At 74.3% G+C, this 22,751-nt stretch carries 24 protein-coding genes and 1 pseudogene; 20 read left to right on the top strand and 5 right to left on the bottom strand.

The annotated features are described in order from the left end of the window. Window positions 1-31: 31 nt before the first annotated feature. A complete protein-coding gene (locus tag AC07DU_RS13350; protein ID WP_360903375.1) occupies window positions 32-262 on the bottom strand; it encodes a DUF6479 family protein in 231 nt (76 codons plus the stop codon). A gap of 209 nt (window positions 263-471) precedes the next feature. Here AC07DU_RS13350 and AC07DU_RS13345 point away from each other — a divergent pair, with 209 nt between their 5' ends. Then, window positions 472-861 carry a hypothetical protein gene (locus AC07DU_RS13345; RefSeq protein ID WP_479033475.1) on the top strand — a complete coding sequence of 130 codons (390 nt, stop codon included), beginning with the start codon at window positions 472-474 and terminating at the stop codon, window positions 859-861. 65 nt (window positions 862-926) lie between these two features. Here the strand turns inward: AC07DU_RS13345 and AC07DU_RS13340 are convergent, their stop codons facing one another. Both AC07DU_RS13340 and AC07DU_RS13335 read right to left on the bottom strand, forming a co-directional pair. After that, window positions 927-1,133: a hypothetical protein gene (locus AC07DU_RS13340; RefSeq protein ID WP_360903369.1), complete on the bottom strand. Its 207-nt coding sequence runs from the start codon at window positions 1,131-1,133 to the stop codon at window positions 927-929. Between the two features lie 85 nt (window positions 1,134-1,218). Next, complete coding sequence (locus AC07DU_RS13335; RefSeq protein WP_360903366.1) at window positions 1,219-1,806, bottom strand: pyridoxamine 5'-phosphate oxidase family protein; 588 nt, start codon at window positions 1,804-1,806, stop codon at window positions 1,219-1,221. A gap of 148 nt (window positions 1,807-1,954) precedes the next feature. Here AC07DU_RS13335 and AC07DU_RS13330 point away from each other — a divergent pair, with 148 nt between their 5' ends. From AC07DU_RS13330 to AC07DU_RS13255, 16 genes are all read left to right on the top strand, one after another. After that, entirely contained in the window at window positions 1,955-2,401 is a 447-nt protein-coding gene (locus AC07DU_RS13330) for a DUF6098 family protein (protein WP_479033704.1), read from the top strand. Window positions 2,402-2,542: 141 nt separating this feature from the next. Next, a complete protein-coding gene (locus AC07DU_RS13325) occupies window positions 2,543-2,740 on the top strand; it encodes a hypothetical protein (RefSeq protein ID WP_360903363.1) in 198 nt (65 codons plus the stop codon). Between the two features lie 235 nt (window positions 2,741-2,975). Continuing rightward, a complete protein-coding gene (locus AC07DU_RS13320; protein WP_479111325.1) occupies window positions 2,976-3,998 on the top strand; it encodes a DNA topoisomerase IB in 1,023 nt (340 codons plus the stop codon). Window positions 3,999-4,154: 156 nt separating this feature from the next. Further along, window positions 4,155-4,901: an SDR family oxidoreductase gene (locus AC07DU_RS13315; protein WP_360904854.1), complete on the top strand. Its 747-nt coding sequence runs from the start codon at window positions 4,155-4,157 to the stop codon at window positions 4,899-4,901. A 17-nt stretch (window positions 4,902-4,918) separates the two neighbouring features. Then, window positions 4,919-5,728, top strand: a complete 810-nt coding sequence (locus tag AC07DU_RS13310) for an SDR family oxidoreductase (RefSeq protein WP_360904857.1) — start codon at window positions 4,919-4,921, stop codon at window positions 5,726-5,728. Between the two features lie 190 nt (window positions 5,729-5,918). Then, on the top strand, window positions 5,919-6,983 hold the full coding sequence (locus tag AC07DU_RS13305) for a lactonase family protein (RefSeq protein WP_479111323.1): 1,065 nt from the start codon (window positions 5,919-5,921) through the stop codon (window positions 6,981-6,983). A 244-nt stretch (window positions 6,984-7,227) separates the two neighbouring features. Next, window positions 7,228-8,190 (top strand): UDP-glucuronic acid decarboxylase family protein, encoded by a 963-nt coding sequence (locus tag AC07DU_RS13300; protein ID WP_479111321.1) that lies wholly within the window; start codon window positions 7,228-7,230, stop codon window positions 8,188-8,190. A 101-nt stretch (window positions 8,191-8,291) separates the two neighbouring features. After that, complete coding sequence (locus tag AC07DU_RS13295; protein WP_479111319.1) at window positions 8,292-9,947, top strand: carbamoyltransferase family protein; 1,656 nt, start codon at window positions 8,292-8,294, stop codon at window positions 9,945-9,947. 5 nt (window positions 9,948-9,952) lie between these two features. After that, window positions 9,953-11,029: a glycosyltransferase family 2 protein gene (locus AC07DU_RS13290; RefSeq protein WP_479111317.1), complete on the top strand. Its 1,077-nt coding sequence runs from the start codon at window positions 9,953-9,955 to the stop codon at window positions 11,027-11,029. Then, entirely contained in the window at window positions 11,026-11,754 is a 729-nt protein-coding gene (locus AC07DU_RS13285; protein ID WP_479111315.1) for a D-glycero-alpha-D-manno-heptose-1,7-bisphosphate 7-phosphatase, read from the top strand. Before AC07DU_RS13290 ends, AC07DU_RS13285 begins: the two co-directional genes overlap by 4 nt. After that, window positions 11,751-12,830: a glycosyltransferase family 9 protein gene (locus tag AC07DU_RS13280; RefSeq protein WP_479033454.1), complete on the top strand. Its 1,080-nt coding sequence runs from the start codon at window positions 11,751-11,753 to the stop codon at window positions 12,828-12,830. The genes AC07DU_RS13285 and AC07DU_RS13280 overlap by 4 nt, the downstream gene beginning before the upstream one ends. After that, window positions 12,827-13,789: a glycosyltransferase gene (locus tag AC07DU_RS13275; RefSeq protein WP_360904527.1), complete on the top strand. Its 963-nt coding sequence runs from the start codon at window positions 12,827-12,829 to the stop codon at window positions 13,787-13,789. The genes AC07DU_RS13280 and AC07DU_RS13275 overlap by 4 nt, the downstream gene beginning before the upstream one ends. After that, window positions 13,786-15,057 (top strand): glycosyltransferase, encoded by a 1,272-nt coding sequence (locus AC07DU_RS13270; protein WP_479033451.1) that lies wholly within the window; start codon window positions 13,786-13,788, stop codon window positions 15,055-15,057. Before AC07DU_RS13275 ends, AC07DU_RS13270 begins: the two co-directional genes overlap by 4 nt. Before the next feature lie 144 nt (window positions 15,058-15,201). After that, window positions 15,202-15,864: a D-sedoheptulose-7-phosphate isomerase gene (locus AC07DU_RS13265; protein WP_479033698.1), complete on the top strand. Its 663-nt coding sequence runs from the start codon at window positions 15,202-15,204 to the stop codon at window positions 15,862-15,864. Next, on the top strand, window positions 15,861-17,249 hold the full coding sequence (gene rfaE2 / locus AC07DU_RS13260) for a D-glycero-beta-D-manno-heptose 1-phosphate adenylyltransferase (protein WP_479033449.1): 1,389 nt from the start codon (window positions 15,861-15,863) through the stop codon (window positions 17,247-17,249). Before AC07DU_RS13265 ends, rfaE2 begins: the two co-directional genes overlap by 4 nt. After that, complete coding sequence (locus AC07DU_RS13255; RefSeq protein ID WP_479111313.1) at window positions 17,246-18,268, top strand: glycosyltransferase family 9 protein; 1,023 nt, start codon at window positions 17,246-17,248, stop codon at window positions 18,266-18,268. The genes rfaE2 and AC07DU_RS13255 overlap by 4 nt, the downstream gene beginning before the upstream one ends. 10 nt (window positions 18,269-18,278) lie before the next feature. Here the strand turns inward: AC07DU_RS13255 and AC07DU_RS13250 are convergent, their stop codons facing one another. Continuing rightward, the gene (locus tag AC07DU_RS13250; protein ID WP_360904516.1) at window positions 18,279-19,196 is read right to left on the bottom strand and encodes a LysR family transcriptional regulator; all 918 of its coding nucleotides are present in this window, start codon (window positions 19,194-19,196) and stop codon (window positions 18,279-18,281) included. A gap of 134 nt (window positions 19,197-19,330) precedes the next feature. Between AC07DU_RS13250 and AC07DU_RS13245 the strand changes: the two genes are divergently transcribed. The 3 genes and pseudogenes from AC07DU_RS13245 to AC07DU_RS13235 all read left to right on the top strand — a co-directional run bounded on the left by AC07DU_RS13245 (window position 19,331) and on the right by AC07DU_RS13235 (window position 21,981). Next, on the top strand, window positions 19,331-20,023 hold the full coding sequence (locus AC07DU_RS13245; RefSeq protein WP_479111311.1) for a hemerythrin domain-containing protein: 693 nt from the start codon (window positions 19,331-19,333) through the stop codon (window positions 20,021-20,023). An 11-nt stretch (window positions 20,024-20,034) separates the two neighbouring features. After that, window positions 20,035-21,225 (top strand): annotated as a pseudogene (locus AC07DU_RS13240) (glycosyltransferase); the annotation flags it as partial. 18 nt (window positions 21,226-21,243) lie between these two features. Further along, complete coding sequence (locus AC07DU_RS13235; protein WP_360904533.1) at window positions 21,244-21,981, top strand: SAM-dependent methyltransferase; 738 nt, start codon at window positions 21,244-21,246, stop codon at window positions 21,979-21,981. 15 nt (window positions 21,982-21,996) lie between these two features. Here the strand turns inward: AC07DU_RS13235 and AC07DU_RS13230 are convergent, their stop codons facing one another. Beyond that, window positions 21,997-22,722, bottom strand: coding sequence for a DUF6766 family protein (locus AC07DU_RS13230; protein ID WP_479111309.1), 726 nt, complete (start codon window positions 22,720-22,722; stop codon window positions 21,997-21,999). Between the last annotated feature and the right edge of the window lie 29 nt (window positions 22,723-22,751).

Here is a 22,751-nt window from a genome sequence, read left to right as displayed (position 1 = left end):
TGGCCCATTCGGCCCATCCGGCCCGTCCGGCTCATGGGCGGCTCTCGCGGCCGCCCGGCCCCTCGTCCGGCGTCTCCCAGGACTGGGCGCGCCGCTGCGCCACGGGGTTCTGCTCGGCCGCCCGGGCCGGGGCACGGCGTCGCGCGCTGCGGCGGCTGCCGTACCAGAAGGCGCTGATCAGGAGCACGGCCACGGCCACTCCGGCGAGGATGAGCAAGAGCGCCGGCCGGGCTTCGGCCGCGTACATCTCGGTAGCAATCATGACGGGCGCTTACCCGCGATCGGCAGGTCTACCGGACCGGATTGCAGCGGCGGGGACCCGGCGCGCACCAGCACGGCGACTCGACCGTCGGCCGCCGGATGAGCCTAGGCTGGAAGGGACCAGGGCCCCCCTGGCCGGAACACCCCACCCCGTGCTCCGCAGCGTGCGGAGGCAGTGGATTCCCCCTCTCCGGAAGGCAGGCGGACAAGATGGCCAAGCAACCGAAGTCATCCCACCCCCGGCACGGCGAAGGCCCGAGCCCCCACAAGGGAACCGAGCAGCACGGCTGGTCCCCCGACGTCGACGAGACCCGTCAGCAGGACAATCCGAGCGCCCACCGCTCCTTCCACCCCGACCAGTACGCCCCCGAGAAGGGTGCCGGGCGCAAGGTCTCCAAGGAGGAGGCCGGAGATCCGCACGGTGAGCCCACGAAGAGTACGAGCCGTCGCGGCGAGGACCAGAGCAAGACGGGACGCGAGGAGGGCATGCGCGACATGGGCCCCAAGGGCCGCTCGCAACGCCCCAGCGGAACCAAGGACGCGTCCGCCACCACCGGCGTCGACCCGCAGGATCCGCCCGGAAAGCGCAGCGCCGGCTGATTCCCGGGCCCGTTCGCCCCGCCCCGCCCGCCCCGCTCCGTCGCCGCCTTGCTCCAGCCGTGCAGTTACTCGGAGGTCCGGGCAGCGCCCTTCTTCTGTGCGGCGCGACGCTGCGCATCGCTGCTCGGAGTCAGTGCGTCCGCGGCCTCGCCCTCGTGCGTCTCGGGGAGCACCGCTTCCTCCGCCTCCCTGCGGGCCTCCGGGTCGCCGCTTTCGCCGGGAGCCTTCGACGGAGGGGTGGGGACCGGGCGGTGCTGCCTCTTCTCACTCATCACGTGCTCCATTTCATCGGGGTTGACATCGCCATGCTGCGCGTCTGCCCCGTTCCGCACCCGCATCACATCGGGCGACGGTTGCTCAGAAGTCACCGGGCGGCAGCGGAAGGGGCAGCCCGGGCAGGCCGTCGAGGCTCTGCGCGATGTGGTCCTTCTTGGCGAAGTAGGCGCTCAGCGAGGTGTCGTCCTCGCGCGCGAAGCGCTTGCCGTGCAGGTCGCGCTCTTCGTCGTACGACATGAAGGGCACCGCGTACCCACAGGAGTCGCGGACGAGTTCGGCCGTCACCACGATGATCGCGCGCAAGCCGTGCTGCGTCGGGTCGATGTCCGGGAAGTGTGCGAGGAGTCCCTTGAAGCGGGGGTCGTCACGGAAGACGGGCTCACCCCGGCCGTGCACCCGGACGATGTTGGGCGGCCCTTGGAAGGCGCACCACATCATCGTGATGCGGCCGTTCTCCCGCAGGTGCGCGACGGTCTCGGCCGTGCTGCCCGCGAAGTCGAGGTAGGCGACCGTCGTCTCGTCGAGGACCGCGAAGGAGCCCTTGAGGCCCTTGGGCGAAAGGTTGACCGTGCCGTCGCCGGCCAGCGGAGCGGTCGCGGTGAAGAAGATCGGCTGCTGCTCTATGAAGGTGCGCAGTCGGCCGTCGATGCGTTCGTAAGTCTTTCCCATGTCTAAGGATTATGTAAGGAAACTCTTCGTCTGTCTAACGAACTATGCGTGAGGCCTTGCCGGTTCAGCGAACACCAGGCGGCTCCCGAATGACAGCCGCAGGGCCGGGTAGGCGCCCGACGTGCATCGAGAGGACCACCTGACGCACATGCAGGCGATCAGGTCACTGGACGAGCTGGCGGGTCTCATCGCCCGGCGGACGGGGCTGTACGTGCGCTGGTCCATGGGGCCGGACGTCGACCTGCCCGCACCCGCGAGCCGCGACGAGCTCACGGGGACGCCCCTGCCGGGGCTGTCCGCCAATCCCCTCGACGTCGAGCCGTGGTGGGGCGACCGGCCGCTACGGGTCTGGGCCGCGCGCCGCCTCTACGACTACGCCCACCTGCCCCGCGTGAAGGACCGCCGCGTGCGTCCCTGGCTGCTCCACGGCACGGAGAACGGGCGGGGCCCCGACAACGAGCCGCTCGTCACCGACGTCCGTCCCATCGGGTGGATCGACCCGGCGGTGATCGAGGAAGCCACCCGGGAGATCCGACGCCAGCGCGGACGCTGGGGCCCCTTGGACCGCAGCCCGCGGGACGGGAGCACGGCATAGCCCACGAGGCCGCGTGGGGTGCGAGCGACCGGATCGGCCGGTGGTTAGCCCCTGTTGGTCAGGGTAGGCGCCGGAGCGGTAGGAGAAGAACCGGCGCCGAAGGGCTCGGCGCACGGCCCGTGGCGAGCAGAGGGAGCAGGCATGTCCAGTCCACAGCAGCCCGAGGCCCGGCGCAGCGGCAAGGGCGGGGCCACACCGCAGGACAGCAGGGAACTTCAGGCCGACGAGGCAGGCAAGGCGGGCGCCCGCGAGGGTCGCCCCCACGGAACGGACCGAGGACACAAGGGTGGCGGCAAGGGCGGCGGGACACCCCCCGAGCAGCAGCCCGACCACCCGTGAGCAACGGCATGCGTCAACGGTTCACGCATGGCCCCAACGACGGCGGCCGGCACCCTGGTTGCCGGCCGCCACGCCGTGCTCGCACGAGCGAGCCCGGTCCCCCACCGACGGCCCCAGCCCTGGAGTGCGTCGGCGTCTGCGCGGGTAGACGCCCGGCATGAGTGAGACCGAGCAGCGGAACCCCGGCGGGATCGTGCCGCAGCGCGGCATGCGCGCGGGCTGACGGATGCCTGCCGTGCGACTGCGGACCAGCGACCCGCACGCGCCGGGGTGGCGCCGAGTGCGGCACGGCCGGGGGTTCCGTTACCTGGACACCGACGGCCGGCCCCTGTCCGGGGCGGACCGGGACCGGGTCCGCGCCCTGGTGGTTCCCCCCGCCTGGCGGGAGGTCTGGATCTGCCCCTGGCCCAACGGCCACATCCAGGCCGTGGGTACGGACGCCGCCGGCCGACGCCAGTACCTCTACCATCCGCTCTTCCGCGAACAGCAGGACGCCGCCAAGCACGAGCACGTGCAGCGCGTCGCCCGCTCCCTGCCACGGCTGCGGGAGCACGTGACACGGGATCTCGCCGGACGCGGCCTCACCCGCGCCCGGGTGCTGGCCTGCCTGACCCGGCTCCTCGACCTGGGCTTCCTGCGCATCGGCGGCGAACGCTATGCCCGCGACAACGGCAGTTACGGCCTGACCACCCTGCTGCGGGACCACGTGACCTGCCGGGGCGGCGAGATCCGTCTGCACTTCCCCGCCAAATCCGGCAGGACGGTCACCCGGTCCCTGGTCGACGAGCAGGCCCATGCCGTGGTCCGGGCCCTGCTCCGGCGCAAGGAGCCGGGCCCGCGGCTGTTCGCGTACTGGGAGCACGGCGCGTGGCGCGAGGTCCGCGCCGAGGACCTGAACGGCTACCTGCGCGAGTGCTCGGGGCAGGACGTGACGGCCAAGGACTTCAGGACCTGGTACGCCACCGTCCTGGCCGCCGTCGCCCTGGCCGTCTCCGCGGAGACGGCTGACGCCTCCCCCGCCCGGCGCGGCCTGGTCGTGGCACGCGCCGTGCGCGAGGTCGCCGGCTACCTCGGGAACACGCCCGCCGTCTGCCGGTCCTCCTACATCGACCCCCGCGTCATCGAGCTCTACGAGGACGGACGGACCATCGCCCCGGTGCTCGGAAAGCTGGGCCAGGACGGCCTCTTCGGCCGGCCGGCCACCCAGGGGGCCGTCGAGAGCGCCGTCCTGGAACTGCTGCGGGCGGGCCACGTATGACGCGGGCGGGGCGGCGTGCCGCCTGGTGGCCTAACCCCGCGCGCCCGGTGCCCGGTCCCTGCCCAGAGTGGGTCCCACGAGAGGCGACGGTCGCCGGTGCCCTCCCCTGCGGGAGGGCACCGGCCCGCCCGGAACAGAGGGAAGGCAAGGAACAGCATGAACAGCGCGGTACAGGTCGACCTGACGGACAAGCAGGCTCTGGTCACGGGCGGGGCCCGGGGCCTGGGCGCCGCCATCGCGCGGCGGCTCGCCGCGGCGGGCGCCTCGGTCCTGGTCGCCGACGTACGCAAGGACCTCGCCCAGGAGCTGTGCGCGGACCTCGTGGTGGCGGGCGGGCGCGCCCGTTTCGTCGAGATGGACGTGTGCGACCCCGACGCGGTCGCAGCCGTCCTCGGGGACGTGGAGGCGGACGGGGGCCGTGTGGACGTCCTCGTCAACAACGCGGCCGTCGACGTGTCCAAGTCCGTCGAGCACCTGACCGCGGAGGAGGTCAGGCACGTGGTGACCACCAACCTGCTCGGACCGATGTACCTGTGCCTGCAGACCTACCGGCGCATGGTGGCCGCGGGCGGGGGTCACATCGTCAACATCCTCTCCACCGCCGCGAACCGTACGTGGACGGAAGCGGGCCCCTACGCGGCGAGCAAGTCCGGGCTGCGGGCGTTCACCCACACCCTCTTCAAGGAGGCGCAGCGGGACTGCACCGGGATCGGTGTCACCGGGATCATCGCCGGCGGAATGGAGACCGCCTTCATCATGGACCGCTTCCCTGAGGCCGACACCGCTCTGCTCCAGAGCCCCGAGATCGTGGCCGACACCGTGATGTACGCGCTGTCCGTGCCCGCCGGGAGCGTGGTCGGCGAACTGGTCGTGGTGCCCCGCCGCGAACCGTCCTGGCCCTGACGGGAAAGGCCGCCACCATGATCAGTCCGCTGGATTTCGCCCCCGCCACGGCGGTGGTCACCGGTTCCGACTCCGGAATCGGCCGCGCCGTCGCCGTGCGGCTGGCCACGGCCGGCCTGGACGTCGGCATCACCTGGCACGAGGACGAGGAGGGAGCCCAGCGCACGGCCGAGGAGGTCCGGGCCCGCGGCCGGCGCGCCGTACTGGCCCGGCTCGACCTCACCGACCTGCCCGACGCCGCCGACGTCATCGACCGGCTCGCCGACGGACTCGGGCGCATCGACGTGCTCGTGAACAACGCGGGCACCGGGACCGCCACACCCTTCCTGGACCTGGACCTGGCCACCGTGCGCCAGGTCCTGGACGTCGACCTCGTGGGCCCGCTGCTGTGCGGTCAACGGGCGGCGCGACACATGATCCGTCAGGGCGCCGGCGGCCGGATCATCAACGTCACCTCGGTCCACGAACACCAGCCGCGCGTCGGCGCCGGCCCGTACTGCGCCGCCAAGGGCGGACTGGGCCTCCTCACGCAGGTGATGGCACTCGAACTGGCCGAGCACGGCATCACCGTGAACGCGGTGGCTCCGGGCGAGATCGCCACCCCCATGACCGGTCAGGAGGACGAGGACGTGCGGACGCAGCCCCGGCCGGGCATTCCCGCCGGCCGGCCGGGCGATGCCCGCGAGGTGGCCGCCGTCATCGAGTTCCTGGCCGGGCCCTCGGCCTCGTACGTCACCGGCGCCTCCTGGACGGTGGACGGCGGCATGCTGCGGATGGGCCCCATGGCCGGGTCGCACATGGAACACGACCGGTGGCGTCGGCCCTGAGGGCCGACCGCGCCCCGCGCGGGGCGCCGGGGCGCGCGGGCCGGGCACCCCGGGCGCCCCGCCGTCCCGGCCCGATCCTGACCCCGACGGCTGAGCCCGCCGCCCCGTCCCGGCCGGGTCACGCGGATTCGCGGCAGGCGGCTGTTAGCTTCGCCCCGTAGCAGCGGACCGACGGCGAGAGGACCACCCGGTGGACGGCGCGGCGAGCACGTACGAGGGCGCCGGACAGCGCGCTCACATCGGTTCGTTCACCTCCGGCGGAGGCCGCGGGATCATCACGGCGGCCGTGGACCCCGTCACGGGGGCGCTCACCGCACTGAGCGTCGTCGACGGCTTCGAAGACCCCTCGTGCCTGGCCCTGTCCGCCGACCGGCGGACGCTCTACGCCGCCGGGGGCGCCGAGGGGCTGGTGGCCGCCTACCGGATCACTGCCGACGCTCTCGCCCCGCTCGGACGGCCCGTCCCAGTCGGCGGGGACGGGCCCGCGTACCTGAGCGTGTGCGGGGACCGGCTGCTGATCGCCAACTACACGTCCGGCAGTGTCAGCAGCATCCGCGTCGCGGGCGACGGCAGCCCGCAGGGCCCGGCCGCCGTCCTCGGCCACCGCGGCCGCGGGCCCGACCCCGAACGACAGGCCGGCCCGCACGCCCACCAGGTGACGCCCGATCCGAGCGGCCGCTGGGTGCTCGGCGTGGACCTCGGGACCGACTCGGTGCGCGCGTACCCGCCCGATCCGGCCGGCGGGCCCCTGCGCGTGCGGGCCGAGACGCCGCTGCGTGCCGGGAGCGGTCCGCGGGAGGTGGCGTTCCACCCGCGCGGGGACGTGGCGTACGTGATCCACGAGCTGGAACCGCAGCTGACCGTCTGCCGGTGGGACGCGGGCTCCGGGCGCCTGGAGCCGACCGCTGAGGTGGCGCTGGGCTCGGCCGACGCCGCGCCGGACACCAGGGAGTACCCGTCGGTGGCGCTCGTCTCGGGGGACGGCCGCTTCGTCTGGGCGGCGATCCGGGGCAGCAACCTCGTCGTCACCCTGTCGTTGGAGGACGGTCCCGAGAAGCCCCGGATCACGGAGGTCGTGAACTGCGGTGGTCAATGGCCGCGGCATCTGGCGGCCGGCCCGTCGGGGCGGCACCTCTACGTGACCAACGAGTGGTCCGGTGACGTGACCTGGTTCGACATCGATCCCGGGAGCGGCCGCCCGCACCTGGCCGGCAAGCTGGACGTCCCGGCCGCCGCCTGCGTCGTCATCGCCTGACCGCGGCCCGACGGCAGGACCCCGGGCGCGCGGCGGATCCTCCCGCGACAGGACTCGGGGCGACGGCAGGACCGGCCCGCCGTGTCGTGGCCTCACCCGATTGGCCGTTCCCAGGTGCCGCCCTCCCCCGGCTGCGGCAGGCTGGGGCCGTCCCCGCGGGGTTCGTCCCGGTACGAGCGGGCCCGGCTCGGCGCCCCTCGCGGTTCCTGTGTCCCGCGTGTCCCTGTCGCACGAGGAGATCACCGTGAGCTCATCGCATGCGCCGCGCTGGAAGCACGCTGTCGTCACCGGCGGTGCGGGCTTCGTCGGCTCCCACCTGTGCTCCGCCCTGCTGACCGCGGGGACCGCCGTCACCTGCGTCGACGACTTCAGCACGGGGCGGCCGGAGAACATATCCGAACTGGCCGGCCATCCCGCCTTCACCCTGCTGGAGACGAACGTCTCGCGTCCCTTCACCGTCGAGGGGGACCCGGATCTCGTCCTGCACCTGGCCTCCCCCGCTTCCCCCGCCGACTACCTCCGGCTGCCGCTGCACACGCTGGAGGCGGGAAGCCTCGGTACGCGCAACGCCCTGGAACTCGCGCACCGCAGCGAGGCCCGCTTCGTCCTCGCCTCCACGTCCGAGGTCTACGGCGATCCGCGGGAGCATCCCCAGAACGAGCGGTACTGGGGGCACGTCAACCCGGTCGGGCCTCGAAGCGTCTACGACGAGGCCAAACGTTTCGGCGAGGCACTGAGCACCGCGCACGCCTCGGCCCTGGGCACGGACGTGTGCATCGTGCGGCTGTTCAACACCTACGGCCCGCGCATGCGCGGCTACGACGGTCGCGCCGTTCCCACCTTCATCCGCCAGGCGCTGGCGGGTGCCCCGCTGACCGTCACCGGCGACGGCCTGCAGACCCGTTCCCTGTGCTACGTCGACGACACCGTCGCGGGGATCCTCGCGGCGGCGGACCACGGCATGCGGGGACCGGTGAACCTCGGCAATCCCGACGAGCTCACCATGCTGGAGCTGGCCCGGTGGATCGTCGAGCTGACCGGTTCCCGGTCGGAGATCACCTTCGTCGAGCGGCCGACCGACGACCCCACCGTGCGCTGCCCGGACATCACGCTCGCCCGGGACAAGCTCCAGTGGGAGCCGCGGGTGGCCGCCGAGGACGGGCTGCGCCGCACGATCGCCTGGTTCCGCGCGGAAGGCGACGGCTGACCGTCTTCGGCTCCCGACGCACGTCCGCCGGCGGCCGCGCCCCTCCCCGCCCCTCCCTGCCCGGCCCCGCCCGGCCCCTTCGCCGAAAGGTCCCTTCCGCGATGCGCATTCTCGGAATCAACGCGCTCTTCCACGACCCTTCCGCCGCCCTCGTCATCGACGGCCGTACGGTCGCCGCCACCGAGGAGGAACGATTCTCCCGACGGAAGCACGGCAAACGGCCGGTGCCCTTCTCGGCCTGGGAACTACCGGAACAGGCCGCCGCCTGGTGCCTGAAACGTGCGGGGCTTCGCCCGCAGGACCTCGACGCCGTGGCGTATTCCTACGACCCGGCCCTGGCGCTCCCGGCGGACGCCATGGGTCTGGACGACCCGTGGGACCACCTCCGCCAGACGTACGCGCGCGAGGCCCCCGGGTTCCTCGCGACCGCCCTGCCCGGGCTCGACCCCGGCCTCGTGCGCTTCGTTCCGCACCACATGGCCCATGCCGCGTCCGGCGCCTTCGCGACCGAGGGCGCCGCCCGCTCGTCCGTGCTGGTCCTCGACGGACGCGGAGAACGCGCCTCCCACCTGGCGGCGCGCCGGACGGGCGCCCGGCTGGAGCCGCTGTACGCGCAGGACCTCCCCCACTCGCTCGGGCTCGTGTACGAGGAGCTCACCGACCACCTGGGCTTCTTGAGGTCCTCCGACGAGTTCAAGGTGATGGCACTCGCCTCCCACGGAAGCCCGCGGATGCTGGCCGAGCTGCGCCGCTACGTGTACCCGACGGGCGACGGCGGCTTCCACGCCACCGGCGTCCCCTGGAGCGAGTTCTGCCCGCTCCGCGGCCCCGACGAGCCGTGGAACGGGGCTCACGCCGATCTCGCCGCGAGCGCCCAGGCCGTACTGGAGGAGACGCTGCTGGACCTGGTCCGCTGGCTCCACGGCCGCACCCACGACGACGTGCTCACCCTCGCCGGGGGCGTCGCACTGAACTGCGTGGCCAACTCCCGCATCGCGCGCGAGGGCCCGTTCTCCCGCGTGTGGGTCCAGCCGGCCGCCGGAGACGCCGGCACGGCCCTGGGTTCCGCGCTGCTCCTCGCCGCCGGGGCGGGGGACGACCCCGAGCCCATGGACGGCGCGGATCTGGGCCGCGACTGGTCGGACGGGGAACTCGGCGCCTGGCTCAAGACGGCCGGAGTCCCCTTCGAGCGGCCTCCGGACATCGCGGCCACCGTCGCGCAGGCGCTCGCCGACAACGCCATCGTGGCCTGGTTCCAGGGCCGTTCGGAATTCGGCCCGCGGGCCCTGGGCCACCGCTCGCTGCTGGCGCATCCCGGGCACGCGGGGAACCTGGAGCGGCTGAACGACGTCAAGGGCCGTGAGCAGTTCCGCCCCGTGGCCCCGATGGTGCTCGCCGAGCGGGCGTCCGAGATCTTCGACGGACCGCTGCCCAGCCCGTACATGCTGTTCGTGCACGACGTGGCTCCCGGGTGGCGCGAGCGCATCCCGGCGGTGGTCCACGTCGACGGCACCGCCCGCATCCAGACCGTGGACCCGCAGCGCGAGCCCCTGGTGGCCAGGATGCTCACCGAGTTCGAACGGCGTACCGGACTGCCGGTCGTCGTCAACACCAGTCTGAACACCGCCGGCCGGCCGATGGTCGACGACCCCCGGGACGCGCTGGAGTGCTTCGGCTCGTCGCCGGTGGACCTGCTGGCCATCGGGCCGTACGCCGTCCGCCGGGACGCCATCTTCCGTACGGGAGAGGAAGGTTGACCGCGATGATCCAGGTGTCCGCGCAGCCGCCTCCGTACGCGATCGTCGTGCCCACCCTCGGCCGGCCCAGCCTCAGGGCCTGTCTGGACGCCGTGGCGGCCGCCACGGCCGCAGGGCACGGACCCGTGCGGATCGTCCTCGTGCACGACCGTCCCGGCCCCGACGGGACTCCGCCCGCTCTGGACGTCCCGCCGGCGCTGCGCCCGATCACCACCGTCGTGGCCGGCCCGGCCCGTGGCCCCGCGGCCGCCCGCAACACGGGGACGCGGGCGGCGGGTCCGGTGCCCTGGATCGTCTTCCTCGACGACGACGTGGTGCCGGGACAGGGCTGGGGCGAGGCCCTGGCGCGTGATCTGGTGGCCGCTTCCCACGACACCGCGGCCGTCACGGCCCGCATCGACGTCCCCCTGCCGTCCGGCCGACGTCCCACGGACTGGGAGCGCAACACCGCCGGTCTGGCGACCGCCCGCTGGATCACCGCGGACATGGCCTTCCGCCGGGAGGCGCTGAACGCCGCCGGCGGTTTCGACGAGCGCTTCCGGCGCGCCTTCCGCGAGGACGCCGAGCTGGCGCTGCGCCTGATCCAGGGCGGCTGGGTCCTGGCACCCGGAAGCCGCCGTACCACCCATCCGGTCCGCCCCGCCGACCGCTGGGTGTCCGTGCGGGTCCAGGCCGGCAACGCCGACGACGTACTGATGGGCCGGCTGCACGGCCACGACTGGTGGGGCCGGGCGGGGACCCCTCGCGGGCGGCTGCCGCGCCATCTCGCCGTGACCGCGGCCGCCGCCGCGGCCGTGGGCTGTGCGCTGGCCGGCCGCAGGGGCGCCGCCGCGTGGTGCGCGGCCGGCTGGGCGGCGGGCACCGCCGAGTTCGCCGCTGCCCGCATCGCCCCCGGACCGCGCACCCCGTCAGAGGTCCTCACCATGACCGTCACGAGCGCGGTCATCCCCGCCGTGGCGGTCTGGCACTGGCTGCGCGGGACGGCCGTGCACCGCAGGATCCGCCGAGCGGACCCGGCGGCGCCCCCCGCGAGCCGCTCGGCGGCCCCACAGGCGGTTCCCCGCGATCAGGTGGTGTCATGAGACACCTGCCCGCCGGGGGCACCTCGACCGCCGGCGCCACGGCCGGGGCCCTCCCCTGGGTGTGGGAGGCCCCCGGGGCGGCGCGCACGAGGCGTCCGTCCGGGAGGGCCGGCCGGCTTCCCGAAGCGGTCCTCCTCGACCGTGACGGCACGCTCGTCGTCGACGTCCCGTACAACGGCGACCCCGCCCTCGTCTCTCCCATGCCCACGGCGCGGGCCGCGGTGACCGCGCTGCGCGAGCTCGGCGTCCCGGTCGGTGTCGTGAGCAACCAGTCGGGCGTCGCACGCGGGCTCCTGACCCGGGAGCAGGTGCTGGCGGTACGCCGACGCGTGGACGAGCTCTTCGGGCCGTTCGACGTGTGGGCGGTGTGTCCCCACGGCCCCGAGGACGGCTGCGGCTGCCGCAAGCCGGCACCGGGCCTGGTCCTCGCCGCGTGCGAGCGGCTGGGCGCGGCCCCCGAACGCACGGTCGTCATCGGGGACATCGGCTCCGACGTGCGGGCTGCGGCCGCCGCCGGGGCGCGCGGGGTGCTGGTGCCGACGCCCGTGACCCGCCCCGAGGAGGTCGCGGCCGCCGGCGAGACGGCGTGCGACCTCCTCGGCGCCGTCCGGCTCCTCGCGCGCCCGCCGGGCTCCGCGGCGGGCCGCGGCACGGACGCCGCGGCGGCGCGCGGACCCGTACGGGCCGTACAGGAGCGCCCGCCCCGCCTCGGCGGTGGCCGGTGAACGCCCCGCGCAGTCTGGTCGTCCGCCTCGACAGCGCCGGGGACGTGCTGCTGGCCGGTCCCGCCGTACGCGCGGTGGCGGCCGGCTCCTCCCACACCACGCTGCTCTGCGGCCCCCAGGGTGTCGCCGCCGCGCGGCTGTTGCCGGGCGTGGACCAGGTACTGGTGTACGAGGCCCCCTGGGTGGGGCTGGAGCCGGGCCGCACCTCGCGCGAGGAGTGCGGCCTGCTGGTCGACGCCCTGGCAGCCGGCCGCTTCGACCGGGGCGTGATCCTGGTGTCCCACCACCAGAGCCCGCTGCCGGCGGCCCTGCTGCTCGCGCTCGCGGGCGTGGAACGGGTCGCGGCCGACTGCGAGGAGTACCCGGGATCCCTGCTGGCCCTGCGCCACCACCGGCTTCCGGAACGGCACGAGGCGGACGCGGCCCTCGACCTGGTGCGCGACTTCGGTTTCTCGCTTCCCGACGGCGACGACGGCGCACTGCGGGTGTGCGTCCCGCCCGACACGACGCGGCTGACGGGTCCCGAACCGTACGTGGTGCTGCATCCGGGAGCCGCCGTGGCCGCCCGCGCGTGGAGCCCGGCCAGGGCCACGCGCGCCGCGGCCGCGCTGCACGAGGCGGGACACCGGGTGGTGGTCACCGGCAGCCCCGCGGAGAAGGGGCTGACCGCCGAGGTGGCCGGCCGTCACGGGCTCGACCTGGGCGGTGTCACGGGCGACCTGCACGAACTGGCCGGTGTCCTGGCCGCCGCGCAGGTCGTGGTGGCGGGCAACACGGGCCCCACCCATCTGGCCGCCGCCGTGGGCACGCCCGTGGTGTGCCTGTTCGCACCCGTGGTGCCGGCCGGCCGGTGGCGGCCGTACCGGGTGCCGCACGTGCTGCTCGGCGACCAACGGGCCTCGTGCGCGGGCAGCAGGGCGCGGGTGTGCCCGGTGGAGGGCCATCCCTGTCTGGACTCGGTGGCCGACGACGAGGTGCTGGCGGCCGTGGCCGGGCTGCTCGGGGACGCTCCCCCGGGCGGGCACGGCCCGCGGCCGTCCGATCCGAGCGCGACCGATCGAGGAGCGACGCTATGAACATCCTGCTGTGGCACGTGCACGGTTCCTGGACCACCGCGTTCGTCCAGGGACCGCACACCTACCTCGTCCCGGTCACCCCCGACCGGGGCCCCGACGGGCTGGGCCGCGCCCGCACCTTCAGCTGGCCCGACTCGGTGCGGGAGGTCACGCCGGCCGAACTGGCCCATGCGCCGGTGGACCTCGTCGTGCTCCAGCGGCCCCACGAGATGGAGCTGGCCGAACGCTGGCTGGGCCGGCGCCCCGGCCGCGATCTGCCCGCCGTCTACCTGGAGCACAACGCCCCGGACGGCGACGTGCCGCGCACCCGTCACCCCTGCGCGGACCGCGACGATCTGACGCTCGTCCACGTCACCCACTTCAACCGGCTGTTCTGGGACAACGGTGCCACCCGCACCGAGGTCGTCGAACACGGCATCGTCGACCCGGGGCACCTCTACACCGGTGCGGTCCCGCGCGCGGCCGTGGTGACGAACGAGCCGATCAGGCGGGGCCGTCACACCGGGACGGACCTCCTGCCCGACCTGGCCCGGGCGGCGCCGCTGGACGTGTTCGGCATGCGCACCCAGGGCCTCGCCGAGCACCTGGGGCTGCCTGCGGAGCGGTGCCGGGCCTATGAGCTCCCCCAGCGCGAGCTGCACGCGGCGATGGCGCAGCGCCGCCTGTACCTGCACCCCGTGCGCTGGACCTCCCTCGGCCTGTCGCTGCTGGAAGCCATGCACCTGGGGATGCCCGTCGTGGCGCTGGCGTCCACGGAGGCCGTGGAGGCCGTCCTGCCGGGCACCGGGGTCCTGTCGACCCGGCCGGAGGTGCTGGCGCGGGCGGTCACCCGCTACCTCAACGAACCCCAGGCGGCCGCCGAGGACGGTGCGCGCGCCCGGCAGGCCGCGCTCGAACGGTACGGCCTCAAGCGCTTCCTGGCCGATTGGGAGCGCGTGATGACGGAGGTACGGTCATGACATCCCCCACCGCCCGTCCGATACGGTCGCCCCACCGGCTCCGGCCCCTGTCGCTGGCCCTGGTCTCGGAGCACGCGAGCCCCCTGGCGGCCCTCGGCGGTGTCGACGCCGGCGGCCAGAACGTGCACGTGGCCTGCCTCGCCGGGGCGCTGGCCGACCGGGGGCACCGCGTCACCGTGTACACGCGGCGGGATTCCCGGGACCTGCCGGTCGTCAGCCGGTTGCGCCCGGGCGTGACGGTCCACCATGTGCCGGCCGGACCGGCCGAACCCCTGCCCAAGGACGAACTGCTGCCGCACATGCGGGAGTTCGGCTACTACCTGATGCGCCACTGGCGGGAGGCCGGTCCGCCGGACCTGGTCCACTCGCACTTCTGGATGTCCGGGCTGGCCTCGCTGGCGGCCGCGCGGGAGCTGGGTCTGCCGATGCTGCACACCTACCACGCGCTGGGAACCGTCAAGCGACGCCACCAGGGCGCCGCCGACACCAGTCCGCCCTCGCGCATCGGTTGCGAGCGGGAGGTCGGATTCGGCTGCGACCGGGTCGTGGCGACGTGCCGCGACGAGGTCGCCGAACTCGTCCGGATGGGCCTTCCCGAGGACAAGGCCGACGTCGTTCCGTGCGGTGTGGACACCGAGCGGTTCCAGCCGGAGGGGCCGGTCGCCGACCGCGGGACCGCCCGCCGCCACCGGCTGCTCCAGCTGGGCCGGCTGGTCCCCCGCAAGGGGGCGGCCCTGTCCATCGCCGCTCTCGCCCACCTGCCGGAGGCGGAGCTCGTGATCGCGGGCGGTCCCGCGCCCGGCGTCCTCGACGCGGACCCGGAGGTGCGGAGGCTGCGCGCCCTCGCCCGAGGAGCGGGCGTCCTCGACCGCGTGCGCTTCGTCGGGGCGGTGCCCTGCGAGGGCGTGCCGGCCCTGTTGCGCAGTGCCGACGTCGTGCTGTGCCCGGCGGACTACGAGCCGTTCGGCATCGTGCCGCTGGAGGCGATGGCCTGCGGCCGGCCCGTCGTGGCCAGCGCCGTCGGCGGCCAGCAGGACACCGTGGCCGACCGGGAGACCGGACGCCTCGTGCCGCCCGGGGACGCGCTCGCGCTCGCGGCGGCCACCGCCGAGCTCCTGGCCGACGACTCCGTACGCCGGGCGTACGGGGCTGCCGGGCGGCGGCGCGTACTGAGCCGTTACGGCTGGTCCCAGGTCGCCGCCGCGACGGAACGGTCCTACCGATCGGTGCTCGCCGGGCGGCTCGTGGGCGCCGGGACGAGGACGTGAGCCCCCTGCGCCGCTCGTCCGTCCGTCCGGCCCCCGTCCGACGAACGCCTCCGGTCGGCCACGACCGGACCGCTTACCGCGCCGTACCGACCGTCTGAAGGAGGTGGGGTGCGGACCGCTCTCCGGAGCGTCCGCCCCGACGCCATGAGCCGATCTCCCGCAACCACAGGAGCCCACCAGCACTGCCAGTCGCTCGAGGACGCGCTGAGACGTCTGCGCGTCCACGGTCTGGACCAGCTCACCCACTGGGGTCACCGGCTCGCCGCGGTGCTCCCCGCCGGAGGCCGCCTCCTCGCGGCCGGCAACGGCGGCAGCGCCGCCCAGGCCCAGCACCTGACCGCGGAGCTGGTCGGCCGCTACCGCGAGGAGCGGCCGGCCTACTCGGCCATCGCCCTGCACGCCGAGACGTCCAGTGTCACCGCGATCGGCAATGACTACGGATTCGAGCAGATCTTCGCCCGGCAGGTGGCGGCCCACGGCCGGGACGGTGACGTCCTGGTCCTGCTGTCGACGTCGGGGCGCAGCGGGAACCTGCTGTCGGCCGCGATGACGGCGCGCGCGGCGGGCGTGGAGGTCTGGGCCCTGACCGGCGCCGCCCCCAACCCGCTGGCGGAGGCCGCCGACCAGGCCCTGTGCATCGACGCGGCCTCCACGGCGACCGTGCAGGAGGCACACCTGGTGGCGGTGCACCTGCTGTGCGAGGCCTTCGACGCGGCCCTCGGCTCCCCCGCCTCCGCCTCCACCGCCACCGCCGCCGTGCGTTCGGCGCCCCGGCGCGCCGTCGCCTCCGTCAGGAGGGCCCGGTGACCGGCCTCGAACCGCTGGTCGTGGTCGGCGACGTCCTGCTGGACCGCGACGTCCGGGGTGTCGCGTCTCGTCTTGCCCCGGACGCACCGGCGCCCGTCGTCGACGTCACGGACGACGTCTCACGGCCCGGCGGCGCCGGTCTGGCCGCCGTGCTGGCTGCCCGCTCGGGCCGGGAGGTCGTCCTGGTCACGGCGCTGGGCGAGGACCGTGCCAGCGACCGCGTCCGGGAGGCGCTGCACGGCCGCGTCCGGCTGGTGGAGCTCCCGCTGGACGGCTCGCTGCCGGTCAAGACGCGGGTGCTGGCCGACGGCCGCCCCCTGGTCCGGATCGACCGGGGCGGCGGTGAGGTCGGCCGCGCCGACGCCGCCGTGGGCCGGGCCCTGGCCGAGGCGCACGCCGTCCTCGTCGCGGACTACGGCCGGGGCACGGCGCAGGCGCTGCGGAGCCTCCTGACCGGCGCCGCGCGCCGCGTCCCCCTGGTGTGGGACCCGCATCCGCGGGGCGGACCACCCGTACCCGGGGCGCGGCTGGTGACACCGAACGCGGCGGAGGCGACCGTACTGTGCCCCGGTGAGGGGGACTCCCTGGCGGCGCACGCCCGGCGCGGCGCGGAGCTGGCGGAGCGCTGGGGCGCCGCCGCGGTGGCCGTCACCCTCGGCGAGCGCGGGGTCCTGCTGACCCGGCCCCGGTCCGCGGCGCCGATGCTCGTACCGTCCCCGTACCGTGCCGTGGGCGATCCGTGCGGGGCCGGCGACTGCTTCGCCGCCGTGGCGGCCTGCGCGCTCGCCGACGGATGCCTGCCGGAGGAGGCGCTGCAGCTGGCGGTCGCCTCGGCCGCGGCCTTCGTGGCGGCGGGTGGCGCCGGTGACCCCGCCCTGTGGCGAACGCCCCCCGCATCGGGCTTCGCCCGGCCCGTGGGCGGCGACGCCTTCGCGACGGCCGCGAGCGTACGGGCTCGCGGTGGCACGGTGGTCGCCACGGGCGGCTGCTTCGACCTGCTGCACGCCGGACACGTCGGCCTGCTGGAGAGCGCGCGGCGGATCGGTGACTGCTTGATCGTCTGCGTGAACTCGGACGCCTCCCTGCGGCGGCTCAAGGGGCCGGGGCGCCCGCTGAACCCGTTGGAGGACCGCGTACGGGTGCTGGCGGCGCTCGGCAGCGTCGACGCCGTCGTGGCCTTCGAGGAGGACACGCCCGAGACGCTGCTGGACCGGCTCCGGCCGGACGTGTGGGTCAAGGGCGGCGACTACTCGGCCGACGATCTCCCGGAGGCGCAGGCGCTGCGCGCCTGGGGCGGCCAGGCCGTCGTCCTGCCCTACCTCGACGGCCGTTCCACCACCGGCCTCGCCGATCGCGCGGCCCGGGCCGCCGCCTCGGGTTCATGACGGTGCACGAGCGAGCGGGCCCCGCCGCGACGGAGCAGGGGGCCGCGGACGGCCGCCCGAGCGTGGTCGTCCTACGGGCCCTGGGCCTCGGCGACCTGCTGACGGTGGTGCCCTGCCTGCGGGCCCTGTGCAGGAGCCTGCCGGGTCACGACCTCGTCCTGGCGGCGCCCGGCCGGCTGACCGCGGTCGCCGTCGCCACCGGCCTCGTGGACCGTGTCCTGCCCACGACCGCGCCGGGCCGCAGCGTGCCCGCCGCACTGCACTGGGAGGGGCCGCCCCCGGAGCTGGCGGTGGACCTGCACGGGAACGGACCGCCCAGCCATCGGCTCCTCCAGCGGCTGCGGCCGCGCCGGCTCCTCGCCTACCGGCACGCCCGGACCCCCGACATCCCCGGACCCGAGTGGCGCGACGACGAGCACGAGCGGGAGCGCTGGTGCCGCCTGTTGGGCTGGTACGGCATCGAGGCCGACCCCACGGACCTCTCGATCGCCGCCCCTGCGTGCGCCTCCCCCGCCCCCGGCGCCGTCGTCGTCCACCCCGGCGCCGACGCCGGGGCCCGCCGGTGGCCCCCGGAACGGTTCGCAGCGGTCGTACGTGCGCTGCGCCGGGCGGGCCGGGACGTGGTCGTCACGGCGGGCGCGGGCGAGGGAGAGCGGGCGCGGCGGGTGGCGCGCGAGGCCGGTCTGCCGCAGGAGGCGGTGGTCGGCGGCTCCGGCGACGTGCCCTTCGACGAGCTCTGCGCGCTGGTGGCCGGTGCGCGCTGCGTCCTGGTCGGCGACACGGGTCTGGCGCACCTCGCCACGGCTCTGGGCACCCCGTCCGTCGTGCTCTTCGGCCCCGTGGCCCCCAGCCTGTGGGGCCCGCCCCCTCACGCGAAACACCGCGTGCTGTGGTGTCCCCGAGCGGGCGAGGACCCTTTGCGGCCGGGTGACGCGCACGCCTCGCTGCCCGACGCCCGGCTCCTGCGCATCACCGTCGACCAGGTGGTCGAGGCGGTGCTCGGCGGGCCGGACGCTTGAGCCCGGACGGTCAGAACCGGAAGACGCCGAGGTCGCGCACCGTGTCGGCCAGAGCGCGGATGAGGTCGTTCTCGGCCTCGGTCCTCCAGACCAGGGCGAAGTCCAGTCTGGGCATGTCGGGGAGGGGAAGCCACCGGATGTGCGACATGCCCCAGTACCGGGTGACGTGACCGGGGAAGGTGTGGATGATCTCGCCCATGCCGACGTGGCCGATCAGCTCGTCGGCGGTGTCCGACGCCGCGGCGGTGACGCGCTCGATCGTACGGCCGCGGGGGGTGTGGAAGGGCAGGTAGCTGTCCTCCCAGTAGTCCGGCAGGCCGAGGGCGGTGGCGTGCGGGAAGTCGGCGAGCAGCTCCAGGGGTACGTGGTCCCGTCCTGCGAGCGGGTGGTCGGCGGCCACGGAGAGGATCCGGGAGTCGGTGCACAGCCGCGGTCCGACGGTGAAGTCCGGCTCCTCCACCGGCAGCCAGGCGACCAGGACGTCCATGGCACCGCTGCGGAGCTGGCCGAACACGTCGGTGAAGGTGGCCTGACGGACCCGGAGTCCCCAGTGCGGGTAGCGTGCGCGGAACGCCTTCCAGTACGGGTGCAGTTCGGCGACGTTGAAGGGCATCAGGCTGACGCGCAGCTGCGCGGTGATGCCGCGGGCCGCCAACTGGGCCCGCTCCATGGAGTCGTGCAGGCCCGCGTAGACCGGCTGCAGGTCGTCACGGAACTGCCGGCCGATCTCGGTCAGGCGCACCGCGCGGCTGGTGCGGGTGAAGAGTTCGGCGCCGATGCGCCGCTCCTGCTTCTTGATGGCCTGGCTGACGCGTGCCTGGGAGACGTGCAGCCGCTGCGCGGTCCGGCCGAAGTGCAGCTCCTCGGCCAGCACCAGGAAGATCTGGATGTCCCGCAGCTCCACCGGCCCCGGCCCTTCCTCGATCAATAATCCAGCGGTTATCGAACCACGCACACGTGTTCATTGATCATATGTGCGGGCCGCACCATCGTGTGAGGCATGCCGTCACGCGCGCCCGACCCGCCCTTCGCCGAGCACACCCGAGCGCCCTGGAACCGTCCGTGAGCGACGCCGTCGACCTGACCGTGCTGTACGCGACGCATGACGCCCTGCGCCGGGAACTGGCCCATCTGGGCCGGGTCACCACGGCCGCGGACCGCGACCCGCGGCAGGTGCTGACCACGGCTGCCGGATGGACGCTGTTCAAGAACGCCCTCCACGCCCACCACACGGCCGAGGACGACGCACTGTGGCCGCCGCTGCGGCGCAATCTGGCCGGCCGGCCGAAGGACCTGGCACTGCTGGAGGTGATGGAGGCCGAACACGCCGCCATCACCCCGGTGATCCACGCCATCGACACCGCGCTGGCCGACCCGGGTGGCGGCTCGTTGCGGCTCGGCCAGCTGACCGACGCGCTGGTCCGCGGCCTGGCCGGCCACCTCCAGCACGAGGAGGAAGCGGCGCTCCCGCTGATCCAGCGGGAACTGACGGCCGAGCAGTGGGACCACTTCAGCCGCGTCCACGCCCAGCGCATCGACCAGGACGCGCTGCTGCTGCCGTGGCTGCTGGACGGCACCGACGAACCGACGGCGCAGCGGCTCCTCGCCCGGCTGCCGGCACCGGCCTACGCCGCCTGCACCGGGCGGTGGATGCCGGCGTACGCCGTTCTCGACCGCTGGGGCGCAGACTGCGCAGGTAGCGCAGGCAGCTCCACCCGACACCGGCCGGCCCCGGGCCGGCCCCCACAGGAATGAGTACAGACGACATGCGTGTGCTGTTGATGGCGTACGGATCGCGCGGCGACATCGCGCCGCTGGCGGGACTGGCGGCGCAGTTGCGCGAACGAGGCGCGGAGGTACGCGTGTGCGCACCGCCGGACGAGGAGTTCGCGAGACTGGTGGCCGGTGTCGGCGCCGAACTGGTGCCCTTCGGGCGGGACGTGCGCGCGCTGCGGACGGGAGCGCCGCCGTCGAACGCGGCCGCGTTCGCGGCCGAGCTGGTCGCCGCGCACTTCGACACGGTCGGCAAGGCGGCCGAGGGCTGTGACGTGCTGGTGGCGAGCGGACTGATGCCGGCCGGTGCCCGCTCGGTGGCCGAGAAGCTGGGCATCCGCTACGTGTACGCGGCCTTCCACCCGTTCGAGATGCCCTCCCCGCACTACCGGCCGTCCCCGCGGCCCGGCCCGCCGGTCCCGCCGGACCTGACCGACCACCAGGCCCTGTGGGACCTGGACGCCCAGAAGGTCGACGCCCTCTACCAGGAACCCCTCAACGCCCACCGCGCGGCGATCGGCCTCGCGCCCGTGGACAACGTCCGCGACCACGTCTTCACCGAGCGGCCGTGGCTGGCGGTGGACCCGGTGCTGGGCCCGTGGGAGCAGCTGACGGACCTCGACGTCGTGCAGACCGGCGCGTGGATCCTGCCCGACGAACGCCCCCTGCCCGCCGATCTGGAGGCGTTCCTGGCCGCCGGCACCCCACCGGTGTACGTCGGCTTCGGCAGCATGCCCCTGGACTCGGCCCCCGGCCTCGCCCGGACGGCCGTCGAGGCGGCCCGCGCGCAGGGCCGGCGCGTACTCGTCTCCCGGGGCTGGGCGGACCTGGGCCCGGTGGACGGCTCCGACGACTGCTTCGCCGTCGGCGACGTCAACCACCAGGCCCTGTTCCGCCGGGTCGCCGCCGTCGTGCACCACGGCGGTGCGGGCACCACGACCACCGCCGCCCGAGCCGGTGCGCCGCAGGTGGTGGTGCCCCAGTTCGTGGACCAGCCGCACTGGGCCGCGCGCGTGGCCGACCTGGGCATCGGCGCCGCTCACGACGGCCCTGTCCCGACCTTCGAGTCCCTGTCCGCGGCGCTCAGGACGGCCCTGGCCCCCGAGACGGGGGACCGGGCGAAGGCCGTCGCCGGCACCATCCGCACCGACGGGGCCGCCGTGGCCGCGCAGCTGCTCCTGGAGACGGGGCACACCACGCCGCTGAGCCGCGAACAGATCTCCATGATCGCCCACGCCGACCACCCCATCAAGGCGCCGCTCGACGACGACTCGGTCAGCCTGCTGCTCGAACGCGGCCTCCCGCGAGGCGACGAGCGGGTGCTCGACCTCGGCTGCGGCACGGCGGAGTGGCTCCTGCGCGCCCTGGCGACGCGGCCCCACCTGCGCGCGGAGGGCGTCGACGTCTCGGAAGTCGCCCTGACGCAGGCCCGCCGGGCAGCGAACGGACGCGGAGTCGACGAGCGCCTGCTCCTCCACCACCAGGAGGCCGCGGACTTCAGCTCTCCGCATGCGTTCGACCTGGTGATCAGCGTCGGTGCCACCCATGCCTTCGGCGGTCTCCTCCCCACCCTCGCGGCGGCCCGAAAGCACCTGGCTCCCGGCGGCCGCGTTCTGATCGGTGAGTCGTTCTGGGACCGCGCCCCTTCACCGGCGGCCGTCGAGATGTTCGGTGACCTCGCCGACCTGGCGACCACGGTGGACCACGTCGTCGCCGACGGATGGACCCCCGTCCACGGCCACATCAGCACCCGCGGGGAGCTGGACGCCTACGAGTGGGCCTGCTGGGGTTCGCTGGCCTCGTGGGCTCTGGACCACCCCGCCGATCCGGCCGGCGCGCAGGCACTGGAGACGGCCACCGCCCAGCGTTCGCAGTGGCTGCGCGCGTACCGGGACAGCTTCGGCTTCCTGTGCCTGGTCCTGCGCCGGACCTCGGACTGACCGCCCGACAATCCCTCAGCCCTCCACACCGGTCGCCGAGTGGGGTGCCCCCACCGGCTTGGACTCCGGCGATCCTCGCTGCCTCAGGAAGATGGCGAGGATCGCCATGGAGGCCACGGCCAGCAGCTCGGACTGCCAGTTCTGCAGCGTGCGGCTCCAGAAGTCCGCGGAGGAGATGTACTGGGCCCAGCTGATGGGAGCCTGGAGCCCGCGCAGCTGTTGTTCGTTGTAGGCGGCGACTCCCGCGACGGACTGGGCCAGCCAGGACAGCAGGAAGACGACTCCCATGACCAGGCCGAGCGAACGCGAGTAGAGGAAACCGCGCCAGTCCGTGGCCGCGGCCCAGCGGGGGGAGTCCTCCTTCGCGTGCGCGCCCACCATCTGTTCCTTGTCCGACTCGGTGCCGGCCTTGTGGAGTTCTTTCGATTCCGGTGAGCCGCGTTGCACCAGCCAGACGGTGGCGAAGATGAAGAGGAAGAACTGCAGGTACTCCGACTGCCAGTTCTCAGTGACGTCGACGGCGAAGTCGGACGAGGTCAGGTAAGCGCCGAAACTGATGGGCGTCATACCGTCGCTGACGAGCTGGTTGTTGAAGTCGGCGTGCCCCGCCACGGCCTGGCCTGCCAGTGCGAGCAGGAAGCCGATGAGGAAGAACAGCCCCAGACCGTTGTGGTGGAGAAAGCGTCCCGCACGATGGCCGGGCGCTGCGGTCTGCTTGCCGGATGCGGGTTCCGTGCTCATCGGTGCATCAGCCCCAACGTCATGAAGTA

Source organism: Streptomyces sp. NPDC045695 (assembly GCF_056432025.1).
Note: the sequence above shows the minus strand (reverse complement) of the source record. Positions and strands in the feature narration are given on the sequence as shown.